This is a genomic window from Pseudomonas sp. MYb185 (assembly GCF_002979975.1).
In the GTDB taxonomy this organism is placed as follows: domain Bacteria; phylum Pseudomonadota; class Gammaproteobacteria; order Pseudomonadales; family Pseudomonadaceae; genus Halopseudomonas.
Map to the genome: position 1 here is coordinate 1 of NZ_PCQD01000003.1, position 13,238 is coordinate 13,238.

The 13,238-nt window shown below is 64.0% G+C and carries 10 protein-coding genes and 1 pseudogene; 5 read left to right on the forward strand and 6 right to left on the reverse strand.

Annotated features, from left to right (window positions below; genetic code table 11):
* From CQ007_RS04905 to CQ007_RS04920, 4 genes and pseudogenes are all read left to right on the forward strand, one after another.
* A pseudogene (locus tag CQ007_RS04905) lies at positions 1-141 on the forward strand (electron transfer flavoprotein subunit alpha/FixB family protein); the annotation flags it as partial.
* Positions 142-384: 243 nt separating this feature from the next.
* Entirely contained in the window at positions 385-2,517 is a 2,133-nt protein-coding gene (locus tag CQ007_RS04910; RefSeq protein ID WP_256582203.1) for a methyl-accepting chemotaxis protein, read from the forward strand.
* A 117-nt stretch (positions 2,518-2,634) separates the two neighbouring features.
* Positions 2,635-3,936 (forward strand): tRNA 5-hydroxyuridine modification protein YegQ, encoded by a 1,302-nt coding sequence (gene yegQ, locus CQ007_RS04915; RefSeq protein ID WP_105643827.1) that lies wholly within the window; start codon positions 2,635-2,637, stop codon positions 3,934-3,936.
* A gap of 109 nt (positions 3,937-4,045) precedes the next feature.
* The gene (locus CQ007_RS04920; RefSeq protein ID WP_105643828.1) at positions 4,046-4,843 is read left to right on the forward strand and encodes an undecaprenyl-diphosphate phosphatase; all 798 of its coding nucleotides are present in this window, start codon (positions 4,046-4,048) and stop codon (positions 4,841-4,843) included.
* 102 nt (positions 4,844-4,945) lie between these two features.
* Here CQ007_RS04920 and CQ007_RS04925 read toward each other — a convergent pair whose 3' ends face one another.
* Complete coding sequence (locus CQ007_RS04925; RefSeq protein WP_105643829.1) at positions 4,946-7,063, reverse strand: TonB-dependent copper receptor; 2,118 nt, start codon at positions 7,061-7,063, stop codon at positions 4,946-4,948.
* Between the two features lie 54 nt (positions 7,064-7,117).
* The gene (locus CQ007_RS04930; RefSeq protein ID WP_371919793.1) at positions 7,118-7,540 is read right to left on the reverse strand and encodes a DUF2946 domain-containing protein; all 423 of its coding nucleotides are present in this window, start codon (positions 7,538-7,540) and stop codon (positions 7,118-7,120) included.
* 255 nt (positions 7,541-7,795) lie between these two features.
* Here CQ007_RS04930 and CQ007_RS04935 point away from each other — a divergent pair, with 255 nt between their 5' ends.
* Positions 7,796-8,947 (forward strand): diguanylate cyclase, encoded by a 1,152-nt coding sequence (locus CQ007_RS04935; RefSeq protein ID WP_105643830.1) that lies wholly within the window; start codon positions 7,796-7,798, stop codon positions 8,945-8,947.
* An 18-nt stretch (positions 8,948-8,965) separates the two neighbouring features.
* On the opposite strand, the gene CQ007_RS04940 is transcribed toward CQ007_RS04935, so the two are convergent.
* The 4 genes from CQ007_RS04940 to rarD all read right to left on the reverse strand — a co-directional run bounded on the left by CQ007_RS04940 (position 8,966) and on the right by rarD (position 13,208).
* Positions 8,966-10,081: a dihydrolipoamide acetyltransferase family protein gene (locus CQ007_RS04940; protein WP_105643831.1), complete on the reverse strand. Its 1,116-nt coding sequence runs from the start codon at positions 10,079-10,081 to the stop codon at positions 8,966-8,968.
* Entirely contained in the window at positions 10,078-11,070 is a 993-nt protein-coding gene (locus CQ007_RS04945; protein WP_105643832.1) for an alpha-ketoacid dehydrogenase subunit beta, read from the reverse strand. The genes CQ007_RS04940 and CQ007_RS04945 overlap by 4 nt, the downstream gene beginning before the upstream one ends.
* Positions 11,063-12,154: a pyruvate dehydrogenase (acetyl-transferring) E1 component subunit alpha gene (gene pdhA / locus CQ007_RS04950; RefSeq protein ID WP_105643833.1), complete on the reverse strand. Its 1,092-nt coding sequence runs from the start codon at positions 12,152-12,154 to the stop codon at positions 11,063-11,065. Before pdhA ends, CQ007_RS04945 begins: the two co-directional genes overlap by 8 nt.
* Positions 12,155-12,290: 136 nt before the next feature.
* Positions 12,291-13,208, reverse strand: coding sequence for an EamA family transporter RarD (rarD, locus tag CQ007_RS04955; protein WP_105643834.1), 918 nt, complete (start codon positions 13,206-13,208; stop codon positions 12,291-12,293).
* Positions 13,209-13,238 lie beyond the last annotated feature (30 nt).

A 13,238-nucleotide genomic window follows, 5' to 3' on the forward strand; every position in this document is an offset into this window, starting at 1 on the left:
CAGCATCTGGCGGGTATGAAGGACTCCAAGGTCATTGTTGCGATCAACAAGGACGAGGAAGCGCCGATCTTCCAGGTGGCCGACTACGGTCTGGTGGCTGACCTGTTCGAGGCGGTGCCGGAGCTGGCTGGCAAGCTGTAAGGCTGGCCTTGCGGTAATGAGAACCCGGTCCCTGTGACCGGGTTTTTTATTGCCAGCCATCCAGGCTGCGCACCAAAACAGGGCATCATCGCCATGGAGTGGCTATTTCGCACCATGATGACACTGCAGTCGCCCCTGCACTTCCCCTCAGAGCCACCACAACCGGCGCCACGCCTGCGCTGGGCGATACCGGGTCCAATTTTTGCTGAGCAACAAGTCTTCTTCAGCAAAAAGGAAATACCGGTGACCCTTCTCAGTCACAACATGGATCTGAACCAGGCCGAGCGCGGCTGGCTGCCCTGGTTCGGCGCTACCGGAAAGCTTCGCATGGGCTGGGCCTGCAAAGTGAATACGAACCGCTACGCCCAGCTCGAAGATATCTTCGCCAGCCTGGCATCCACCCGGGTACGCCTGCTCCAGCAATGGTGCGACAACCAGTGGGCGATCCTGGAGGGCATCGGCCAGGCCATCGGCGAGCGCCCTGCTGAAGTCAGTCGCGAAACCCTGCAACACCTGATGCATAAAATGCCGGACGCCACCGAGCTGTTCGTGCTTGAGGCACAGGGGCAGGTGCTCCAAAGCAGTGCGCCCGGCCCCTTGCCCGGGTCGCCTGATCCCCGCGCGGTCCGCGCCGGCCTGCAGCAACGATTCCTGCACGGTCCCTATATAGACCGGCGCACCGATACCCTGGGACCGTCGACCTCCAGTTTCCATGACGCCGTCACGCTGATGTTCTACCAGCCGCTGGCGGCGGGCGGATGTATATGTGCACGCATTCCCAATGATGTCCTGGGCGACCTGATCCAGCGCGAAGCGGGTCATATCTATCATGAGTCCGGTGACAACTACATATTCATGGCCGAGGCGCGCTTCGATCCCACCATCGAGCCGGGTCGGGCGCTGTCGCGTTCACGCTTCGAGGACAATACCTTCAGCCATGGCAGCAACCTCAAGGAGGGTATTCCAACCGCCTGGGGCACCGTCAGCGTCAGCGAGCATACCGAGTTCGAGATACGCTTTACCGACCCGGCAACCGGCCAGTTGCATCCCGGCGTGCGCGAAACCATCCGCCGGGGCGAGAACACCTTCGTTTGCTACCCCGGCTACTCGGACTACCGGCACATACCGGTGATCGGCAAAGGCGTCACCTTCTGCCTGCCCGGCTCGCCGGACCTCTGGGGCATGATGTGCGAGGCCGATCTTGAAGAGGTCTACCGCTATCGCTCGCTCAGCTACGCCCTGATGAAACAGTTCCTGCTGCTGATGGTACTGATCGCCGGCACCCAGATCGGGCTCAGTTGGTACGCTGTCGCTCCGTCTGTGGCCATCCTGGTCAACCTTGCGGTCATCACAGGGTCGGCCTGGTGGTTCTGGCGCAACGGCACGCAGAAGCTGGCACGGCGCGTGGGGCGCATGACCGAGATCGTACGCAACATTGCCGAAGGCGAAGGCAACCTGTGCCAGCGCCTGGATACCACTCGCCTGGTACCGGATGAAACCGGCGAGCTGGGGCGCTGGGTGAACAGCTTCATCGACAGTCTCGATACCATCGTCGGGCGGCTCAAGCAGGCCAGCCGGCATGCGGTGCACAACAGCGAACATATGCTCGCTCACAACCAGGACGCCAGCACCACCGCCGAGGAAGTCACACTGACCATCTCGCACATGCTCGGCATGATCGAAGCGCAGCTGCAAACGGTAAACGATGCCTCCGGTACCGCCCGGGAGATGAAGCAGACCATGGAGCGCGTGGTCGAGTCGGCACGTATGCGCCTGGAAACGGTTAGTGCCGGCACGCAGAAGATCCGCGATATCGTCGAAAGCTCGGCGCACAGCGTGCAAATGCTCGATCAACGATCCAGCGAGATCGTCGGCATGGTGTCGCTGATTACCGATATCACCGCGCAGACCAACCTGCTGGCGCTGAATGCGGCCATCGAGGCGGCGCGCGCCGGGGAGAACGGCCGCGGCTTTGCCGTCGTCGCCGGTGAGGTACGCGCGCTCGCCTCACGTACCGCCAGTGCCGCGGAAGCGATCAGCCGGGGCATCACCTCGATTCGCGATGCCACCCGTGGCGCGATCACCCTGATGGAGCAAGGCGTGGCCGATGTCGATGAGCAACTCCAGCGCGCCAACAATGCCTCGGATGATAATGATCTATTGCACCAGACGGTGGAGACGCTGTTCGGCGTCATTGCGGCCATGGATACCAATAGCAAGGAGCATGGGCGACAGGCAGGCCAGGTCGCCCAGACTACCCAGGCACTGGCTGAGGTCATCCAGACCCTGCGCTACAACTCAAGGCAGGTGCAGGAAACAGCCACGCGCCTGCAGCAGCTGTCCGATACCTTCCAAGTCAGCTCGGACCCGGCATGACCTCCTGCCGGTCGCCCCGGGCAGCTGTTGGTCGCTGGCGTGACTTCGGTCAATGTCTGGCCCGACGCATGCCGCTATCCTCCGCGGCTTTCTTGTCTTGTAAACAGGATCGTCCCCATGCCCCAAGCCCCCGAACTGCTGGCCCCGGCCGGCACCCTCAAAGCCATGCGTTATGCCTTCGCCTATGGCGCCGATGCGGTCTATGCCGGCCAGCCGCGCTACAGCCTGCGTGTACGCGAGAATGACTTCCACAACCCGGCGGTGCTGGCCGAAGCGATTGCCGAGGCGCACGCGCTGGGCAAGAAGTTCTACCTGGCGAGCAACATCGCCGCGCACAACAGCAAGGTGGCCACCTACATCCGCGACCTGGAAGAGATCGTGGCGATGGGACCGGACGCGCTGATCATGTCCGATCCCGGGCTGATCATGCTGGTACGCGAGCGCTGGCCACAGCTGCCGGTGCATCTGTCGGTGCAGGCCAATGCCACCAACTGGGCAACGGTGAAGTTCTGGCAGCAACAGGGCCTGGAGCGGGTGATCCTGTCCCGCGAGCTGTCGCTGGACGAGATCGAGGAAGTACGCCGCCAGTGCCCGGACATGCAGCTGGAGGTGTTCGTGCACGGCGCGCTGTGCATCGCCTATTCCGGCCGCTGCCTGCTATCCGGCTATTTCAATCACCGCGATGCCAACCAGGGCGCCTGTACCAACGCCTGCCGCTGGAAATACGACCTGCAGCCGGCGCAGGAGACCGCCGAGGGCAACGTCGAACCGCTGGTCCAGGAGGTGCAGCCGCAACCGGTCTATCTGCTCAACCAGAGCGACAAGCCGGACGAGCAGATGGCCATCGAGGAGGACGAGCACGGTACCTACATCATGAACTCCAAGGACCTGCGCGCCGTGCAGCACGTACAGCGCTTCGTCGACATGGGTATGCATTCGCTGAAGATCGAGGGACGCACCAAGTCGTATTTCTATGTCGCCCGTACCGTGCAGACCTACCGGCGGGCGATCGATGACGCCGTGGCCGGACGTCCCTTCGACCTGGGGCTGATGGACGACCTGGAAAGCCTGGCCAACCGCGGCTACACCGAGGGCTTCTATCGCCGCCACCCGCCGGGGGTCTATCAGAACTATGAGCGGGGCAGTTCCAGTATGCTGCGGCACCAGTTTGTCGGCGAGGTACTGGAGGATCTGGGCGACTGGCTGAGTATCGAAGTAAAAAATCGCTTCGCATTGGGTGACCAGCTGGAACTCATGAGCCCTTCCGGCAATCATAGCTTCGCTTTGCACTCACTGCTGGATCGCCACGGGCAGCCGACCGAGGTTGCGCCTGGCACTGGCCATATAGTGCGCATTCCCAAACCGGACGGTATCGATGTGAATAAAGCGTTGCTGCTGCGTTACCTGCCGGTTAGCTGACCGGTAGCTGAACAGCCCACGTAAATATTCGCTCAGTTGGTCAGTTCATGGTTTACTTGCGCGCTTGCCCAGCGCTGTTTTTCCTCTGACCACGGAGCTCCGTAATAAAATGGATTGGTTGCAAGTTGTGGTGTTGGCCCTGCTCCAGGGCTTGACCGAGTTTCTGCCTGTCTCCAGCTCAGCCCACCTGATCCTGGTTCCCGCCCTCACCGGCTGGCCGGATCAGGGCCTGGCGTTCGATGTCGCGCTGCACTTCGGCAGCCTGTTCGCGGTGCTGCTGTATTTCCGCCGCGACCTGATCAACATGACCAGCAGTTGGACGCAATCACTGGCTACCCGCAAGCTGGATGATGATGCACGTCTGGCCTGGGGGGTGATCTTCGCCACCATTCCGGTGGGGCTGGCCGGCCTGGCGTTCAAGGATGAGATCGAGCTGTATCTGCGCTCGCCCTTCTATCTTGCCATTGGCCTGGTGGTATTCGGCCTGCTGCTGGGTTGGGCCGACTGGCGCTTCCGCGGCAACCGCCTGGTGAACCAGATGACCTGGAAGGATGTGCTGATCATCGGCTGCGCCCAGGCACTGGCGTTGTTCCCCGGCACCTCCCGCGCAGGCGTCACCATCACCGCCGCGCTGCTGCTGGGGCTGAGCCGTGAAGCCGCTTCGCGCTTCTCCTTCCTGCTGTCGATCCCGGTGATCCTGCTGGCTTGTCTGCTCAAGACCAAGGACCTGGTGGAAGCCCAGGTACCAGTGGAATGGGGCGCGATGGCCCTGGGGATACTGGTGTCGGCCGTGAGCGCCTTCCTCTGCATCCACTACTTCCTGGTGTTCATCAAGCGCATCGGCATGCAACCCTTCGTGATCTACCGGATCATCCTCGGTATCGCGCTGCTGGTGGTGTTCTACTGACCGGAGGCCCCCACCGGCGTCCCTGCAAACCCCAGGCGTAGCGCGAGCGCGCTACACCCCGGGGCTGTGTGGGAGCGCCGCCTCGGCGCGATCAGCGGCGTATCAGAAGCTTAGATCCAGCTTGGCCCACAGCGTGCGGCCCGGCTCGTTGAACCGCGCATCGGCCGGGAAGCCGAAGCCGGCATTGCCGGCCAGGTTGAGATGCTCGGCGTAGGCCTTGTCCAGCAGATTATCCACCCCGGCACTGACGGTCACCTCATCGGTGAAACGATAGGCGGCGTTCAGCGACAGCACGCCGAACCCCGCCGAATCGCCAATATCCCGACCAGTGACATTGCCCTTGTCCTGGGCTGTGCGGCTCTGCGCCGCCACTACCCGCCAAAGCGCACCGGCACTCCAGTTGTCCCGCGCGTAGGTCAGGTTGAAGCGGGCATCCAGCGGTGGCATCTGCGGCAATGCCTCACCGTCGCTGCGGTTGCGACCCCAGGCCCAGGCCAGACTGGCATCGGTCTGCCAGTTGTCGGTCAGTTCCCAGGCCACGCCGGTTTCAGCGCCCATGATGCGCGCGTCGATATTGTCGGCGCTGCTGGCCATGCCGCTGTAGTCGAACAGGATGAAATCCCGCACCACGCCAGCATACCCGGAGACCCAGGCCTGCAGGCCGTCACGCTGATACTGCAGCCCGACATCCAGCTGGGTGGTGCGCTCCGGATCGACGCCGTCAAAGGCATTGACCGCACCGACTGCCTGCCTGGGCGAGAACAGCTCCCAGTAATCCGGGAAGCGCTGCACATGCCCGATGCCGACATAGGCGGTGGCCGGCAGACTGGACAGGTCCTGCTCCAGCCGCAGGAAAGCGGCAGGCAGGGTTTCGCGGCGGGTATCACCAGCGGTGGGGTTGGGCATGGCATGGCCGCCGTGCATGCCGCCGCTGACGGTGGCGCGGAAGTCCTCGACATGATGCTGGTCCAGGCGCATGCCGCCAATCAGCCGCTGGTGCTCCCGGCGTGACCAGGTCAGCTCGGAGAACACACCGATCTGGCTGAAGGCGGCATCCTTGTTCCAGGGCTGGTCCCGGTAGGCATCCACCCCCATGCCGCTGCGGGTACGATGGGTATTGCGCTGGGCGTCGGCACCCGCCAACAACTCCAGATCATCCCATGCCCAGGTTGATGCCAGCCGTGCTCCCAGGGTGCGGCGGTCGACGTTCGATGCCATCGGCTGCGGCATCATCCCCGAGGGGGTGCGCAGGCTGTAGTTGTCCATCACGTGATCGGCATAGTTGTAATACAGACGTGCCTCCAGCTCCCGCAGCGCGCCACCGTTGAACCGCTTCTCGAAACGCAGGCCGAGGCTTTCGCGCTCGAACTGCGAGCCATCCATGCCGCGCCCGGCATAGCGCGCCTCGCCATCACCGGCACCGACGCTGAACTCCAGCAGCGTGTCGTCATCCGGCGTCCAGCCCAGGGCCAGATCGGTATTCCACTTGTTCCAGCGCGACGGGATACGGTCGCCATTGCCGTCCTTGTAATCGCCGGAGCGGGAGCGGTTGCCGCTCAGGCGCAGGTAGCCATCACGGCTGCCGATGGCGCCATCCACCTGCACATCGCGCCGGGTGTTGGAACCGGCTACGACGCTGGCATCCAGCCGGCTACCGGGCTCGTCGAAACTCTCCGGCAGACGCTCGAACAACACCGTGCCAGCTGAGGCTCCGGGGCCCCAGGCAACCGTCTGCGGCCCCTTGATCACGGTCAGTTGATCGAAGTTCTGCGGAGCGATATAGGAGGATGGCGCATCCATGCGCGACGGGCAGGCGCCGAGCATCTCGCCACCATTGGTCAGCAGTTTCAGCCGCGAGCCGAACATGCCGCGCAGTACCGGATCGCTGTTGCTACCACCCCCACGGACCGCGGAGAAACCGGGGATGGTCTTCAGATAATCCGCCCCATCGCTGGCCGGGATCGGCTGGCGGGCCTGCTTCGGGTTGGTGATGATGGTCAGCGGTGAGTCCTGTTGCACCGCGGTGATGACCCGCGGCGGCAGCAACAGTTGATCAAGCTGATGCGAATGGGAGTCATGCTGCTCACTCGCCAGCACGCCGCTGGCAACGGTGATCAACAAAGCGGCATGGGCAGCCTGCCAGCGCAGGCGAGCGGGCCGCAGGGAAAAGGAATCGGACAGGCACACGCGCGCCTGATGGCCACGAATAGGTCGGGACATGGGTAAATTTCCACTTCAATGGTTTGTATGGCCGTGCGGACACGGCGGCGGACATCAGCAGTGGAAGGTTGCGGGAGGGGCGCGGGCATACCCCGCACTGCGGCGCCATATCGGCAGTAGCGGCGCGGCGGGCAGTGCCAGGAAACGCTCCGGCTCGTGCCGGGGCAGAATCAGCTTGAGCGACAGCGTCAATGGCGGACTGAGGGTCAGGAGCTCGCAGTAGCCACACAGCTCCAGCGCTGCCAGCCAGTCCGGTGCGCTGCCCGACGCCGCGCGATGATGGGCATAGGCGGAGGAAGCGTCTCCGTGCCCGGCATGCTGATGATGCTCGCTGCTCCGCGCAGCCGCCTGCGCCAGTTGCAGCGCCGAGTACAACGGGCCGACATGAATCATCAGCATGGCGAACAGGCCAAGCCGGATACTCAGTGTCGAAAGCCGCTTACGTACCACCAGCCCATCCTTGATCAACGACGACATGGCCCCCGTGGAGCCGGTAACAACCCGGATGATCCCACGGCCGGCCTGGAGAAAGCATGTGACAGGAAGTCACAGAGATCCCGCCAAGCCAACCCGGTATGGTTTCCCAGGTGGACTGCCCGCAGTGTAGGGGAAAAATCGCTGCAGACTCTTGGCCGAGATCAAATTGCATGCATTCTTGACTTGCGTCAGCAGCGGTCGCCGAGACACATTATAATTTGCCATCAATATCATAACGACATTACCCGAGCACCCATGCTGCCCTTTGCCGACCTGCTGCGCCGTCGCCTCAACTCGCTGTTGCCTGCCGAGCTGGAACCCCATGAACGGCTGAAACTGCTGATCCCCTTCCACCACTCGCTGCTGGTCAGCCGCCACCGGGCCGGACTGATCGTCGACCGGGTCCGCCTGTTCGCCCTGCTGTTCGCTCTGCTCACCCCCCTGTGGGCGGTGGTCGATCTGATTGTCTTTCCCTACCCTTTATGGAGCCAACTGCTGGGATTGCGGCTGGTGGTGTGCCTGGCGTTCTTCAGCCTGCTGCTGTTCTATCGCGAGCGTGGACGCATGACCGATGCCTACCTGGCCATGTTCATCCTGTTCGCCATTCCCACCCTGTTCTATGTCAGTTCGCACACCCTGCTGGCGCATTACGAGCTGGTCGACATGCCCGCCGCGGTCGCTGCCGGCTACGCTTTCCTGCCGTTCGTGTTGATGGCCGGCCTGGCCTTGTTTCCCTTGACGCTGCTGGAGAACCTGCTGATCGCCATGGTGTTGCTGCTGGCCCAGGCCGTGGCCGGCTACCTGAACTGGTCAACACTGAACTGGCCGTCCTTCGTCGGCGCCTTCTGGCTGCTGATCCTGATAGCCGGGGTCACCGGCCTGGCCTGCATGAGCCAGCTGGCATTCATGATGGCGCTGCTGCGCCAGGCGATCCGCGATGACCTGACCGGCGTGTTCAGCCGCAACAGTGGCGAGGAGATCCTGCAGGTACAGTGGAACACCAGCCTGCGCAACAACAGCGCCCTGTCGCTGGCGTTCATCGATCTGGACCACTTCAAGCAGATCAACGATACCTTCGGCCACGCCACCGGCGATGATGCCCTGCGTGCGGCCAGCCTGCATATCCAGGACTGCATGCGCAGCTCCGACAGCCTGGTGCGCTGGGGCGGCGAGGAGTTCCTGCTGATCATGCCCGACACCGACATGACCCGCGCCCGCCAGGCCCTGGAACGGCTGCAGGCCACCGGACTGGGCCAGCGTCCGGACGGTACCCCGCTGACCGCCAGTATCGGCCTGGCCGAGCGCTACTTCGACCACATCGAGGTGCCCCAGCAACTGCTGACCCTGGCCGACAAGCGCATGTACAAGGCCAAGGCCGCCGGGCGCAACTGCATCTGCGCCCTGTAGCGTCCAGGGGCTGTGCCCCTAATCGGCTGCCTGCAGATCCTCGACCAATACCTTGAGAAAGCGCGCCGCCTCGCCGCCAGTGACGGCGCGGTGGTCCACCGTGAGCGACACCGGCAGCACCGGATGTATCGCCGGCTGTCCGTCCCAGGCCACTACCTGGTCGCGGATCACTCCGGCACCGATGATCGCCACCTGTGGTGGCACTATCACCGGGCTGGCATAGCGTCCGAACAGGGTGCCGTAGTTGGACAGGGTGATGGTTGCGCCCATCAGCTCGCGTGGTGGAATCGAGCGATTCAGCACGTCCGCACGCAGCCGCGCCAACCCCTGGCGCAGATCCTCGGCATCGCGGTTGGCCAGATCCCGCAATACCGGCACGAACAGCCCGTCGGGGGTATCCACCGCCACGCCGAGGTCGATGTGCTGATGACGGGTCACGCTCAGACGCGCGCCGTCGAAGGCCACGTTGAGCGCCGGCTCGGCCTGACAGGCACGGGCGATGGCCCGCGCCAGACGCACCATGGGATCACGCGCACCGTCGGGCCAGCGATGCAGGTCGGCATCCTCGACGATGGTCACCGGTACCACCTCGGCATGCGCCCGGGCCATGTTCTTGGCCATGGTCCGGCGCACGCTGCGCAGGGCTTCCCCGGTAGTCGGTTTGGCCACCGCGGCGCGCTGTACATCGGCATCGGTGATCAACCCGCCACTGCCGCTACCGGGTAGACCATCCAGTGCCACACCCATACGCTCGGCCAGCTTGCGCGCCTGCGGCGAGGCGCGTACTGCCCAGGCGTCGCGGCTGGAACCAGCGGCACCGATGATGAAGTCGTCGGCGGCAAGGTCGCTTTGGCCGCTGGCCTGACCGAGATTGCCGACCACGGTACCGCTGTCCTCGGCCTCCCCCTCGAACTCCACCAGCGGTTCGCCGACATGCAGCAGATCCCCCGCTTCACCGAAGCAGCGGCCGATCACCCCGGCCCGCGGTGAAGGTACCTCGACAATGGCCTTGGCGGTTTCCACCGAGACCAGCAGTTGGTCCAGCTCCACGCTGTCCCCCGCCTTGACATGCCATTCGACGATCTCCGCTTCCTGCAGGCCCTCACCCAGATCGGGCAACTTGAATTGCTTCATGGCTGATCCCCCATGGTTCGATAGGCGGCCTCACAGATACTGTCGACATCCGGCAGGTAGGCCATTTCCTGCCGTGCATAGGGAATCACGCAGTCGAAGCCGGTGACCCGCTGCACCGGCGCATGCAGCACATGGAACAGCTGCTCCTGCACCACGGCGGCAATCTCCGCACCAGGACCGTAACTGCGCGCCGCCTCATGCACGATGACGCAGCGGCCGGTCTTGCTGACCGAGGCGAGGATGGTGGCGGTATCCAGCGGTTTGAGCGTGGCGACATCGATGACCTCGCAGTCGATGCCCTGCTCCGCCAGCCGACCGGCCGCCTCCAGTGTTTCCTTGAGCGCCGCGCCCCAACTGACCAGGGTCAGATCCTGCCCTTCGCGTAGGGTGAAACAGGTATCCAGCGGCAGCACCTGGCCGTCATCCTCGACCACCTGACGCACCGAGCGATACAGCCGCGACGGCTCCAGGAAGATCACCGGATCGGGATCGGCGATCGCTGCCAGCAACAGGCCATAGGCCCGCCGCGGAGAGGACGGCACCACCACCCGCAGTCCCGGCACGTGCGCCAGCATGGCTTCGGTGCTTTCCCCATGGTGTTCGGGGGCATGAATGCCACCGCCATGGGGTGTGCGCAGTACCATGGGGCAGCTGAGCCGTCCACGGGTGCGGCTACGCAGGCGACTGGCGTGGGAAATCAGATGCTCCATACCGGCGTAGATGAAGCCCATGAACTGGATCTCGGCCACCGGCTTCAGGCCCTGGGCCGCCATGCCCACCGTGATGCCGGTGATCAGGGTCTCGGCCAGCGGCGTATCCATCACCCGCCGAAAGCCGAAGCGCTCATGCAGCCCGACCGTGGCGCGAAATACCCCGCCGTTGGGGCCCACGTCCTCGCCCAGCACCACCACATCGGGGTCGTCGGCCATGGCCCGGTGCAGCGCCAGGTTGATCGCCTCGACCATGCACAGGGTAGATTGCTCAGCCATGTTCGCCTCCTGTCATCGTCGCGGCCCGCGCCAGCAGTGCATCGCGCTGCTCGCCGTAACAGGCGGGCAACTGCTGGTACAGATAGTCGAAGGCGGCCCCAGGATCAGCCTCAGGTATGGCACGGAACTGCTCTACCGCCGCGTTGACACGCTCGCCCAGCTCCTGCTGCAGGGCCTGCTCACGGCGCTCGTCCCACAGCTGCTGCTGATGCAGGAACCGCTGCAACCGGCCGATGGGCTCATGCTTCCAGGCCTCGCTCAGTTCCTCGGCGGGACGGTAACGACTGGCATCATCCGAGGTGGTGTGATCACCCAGTCGGTAGGTCACGCACTCCACCAGCGTCGGGCCCTTGCCGGCCCGGGCACGCTCGATGGCAGCGCTGATACGGTCGTACACCGCCAGCACATCGTTGCCATCCACCTGCTCGCCGGGAATCCCCGCCGCCAATGCCTTGTGCGCCAGGGTCGGTGCGGCCGATTGCAGACTGCGCGGTACCGAGATGGCCCACTGGTTGTTGTTCACCACGAACACCAGCGGCAGTTGCCAGACCCCGGCGAGATTGAGGCTTTCCAGAAAATCGCCCTTGCTGGTGGCCCCATCGCCACAGGTGGTCACCGCCACCCGTGGCTGCTGGCGGATGCGGAAGGCCGAAGCGACACCACAGGCATGGCAGGCCTGGGTGGCAATGGGCACACAGATAGGGAAATCCTCGGCGGCGGTCGGTGTCGACCAGGCACTACCGCGCTCGTCACCGCCCCAGTACAGCAGAATGTCCTGCATCTCGACACCGCGCTGCAGCTGCACCGCGGTGTCACGGTAATAGGGAATCAGCACATCTTCGGCCGTCATCGCCCGGCCCAGCGCGGTGCCGACGGCCTCCTGCCCCAGGGTCGAAGCGTAGGTGCCGATCTGGCCGGTACGCTGCAGGGCAATGCATTTCTGATCGAATACGCGGACCAGATTCATCTGGCGGTACAGCTCGAGCAACAGTTCGGGATCATCGACCCAGCCAGGCAGTTCACCCAGCGCCTGGCCGCGATCATCAAGATAACGGGTGTAGGGAATCCGTACGGATAAAGGCATAGCTATCCTCCTGACCAAGATGGACGGCCGGCTTGTGGCCAGTCTTCCCCGCCACCAACCGGATGGGCTGGTGACGATGACGGCGCAGGTGCGCTCGTCAGCAGTATAGGTCAGGTTTCGCCGCGGCAACGGCGCCTCAGCGCAGGTCCTGCTCCTCACTCGCCGGTAGCGCCAGAGCCCTGCGGCTGCGGCGCAGATGGCGCAGCCCCTCGAACACCAGCACACCCACCGCCAGCCAGATCGGGATATAGGTCAGCCATTCATCCGGCGCGATGCTCTCGCCCAGCAGCAGCGCCACTACCACCAGCAGTACCGGTTCCACATAGCCCAGCAGACCGAACAGAGTGAAGGTCAGCAGCCGGCTGGCAAGAATGTAGGCGACCAGCGCCATAGCGCTGAAGGCGCCGAGCAACGCCACCAGCGGATACAGCCGGGGGAACTCGCCGAACAATCCTGGCGCCGTGCCGCCAGCCCAGGCGAACCAGGCGGCAACCGGCAGCAGCAACAACATGTCGAACCAGAAACCACCCAGGTTGTCGGTCCCCGTTGCCCGGCGCAGGATGAAGTAGGCCGGATACCCCAGGGCGACCAGCAGCGTCTCCCAGGCAACGGTGCCAGCCTGCAGCAATGCATGGCCGACCCCCAGCATGGCGCAGACGATGGCCAGTTGCTGCAGGCGCGAGGGATGCTCGCGAAAGACCAGATACCCCGCCAGGACCATGCTCAGCGGCAGCAGGAAGTAGCCCAGCGAGACCTCCAGCGCCCGGCCATTGACCGGTGCCCACATGAACAGCCACAGCTGCAGACCGACCAGCAATGCACTCAGCAGCTGTACCAGCAGCAACACCGGACGCCGGCGTATGCGCGCCGCCAACTCCCGGGCCAGCGACCAATAGCCGCCCAGCAGCATGAACAGGGTGACGAAGGGAAAGGTCAGCAGCATGCGCCAACCGAAGATCTGCTCGCCGTCCAGCGGCGCCAGCAGTGTGGAGAAATAATACAAGCCCCCAAACAGCACCGATGCCGTTACCGACAGGACTACCCCGATAGACATTCCACCTCCCGGCATATATAAAACACCAAC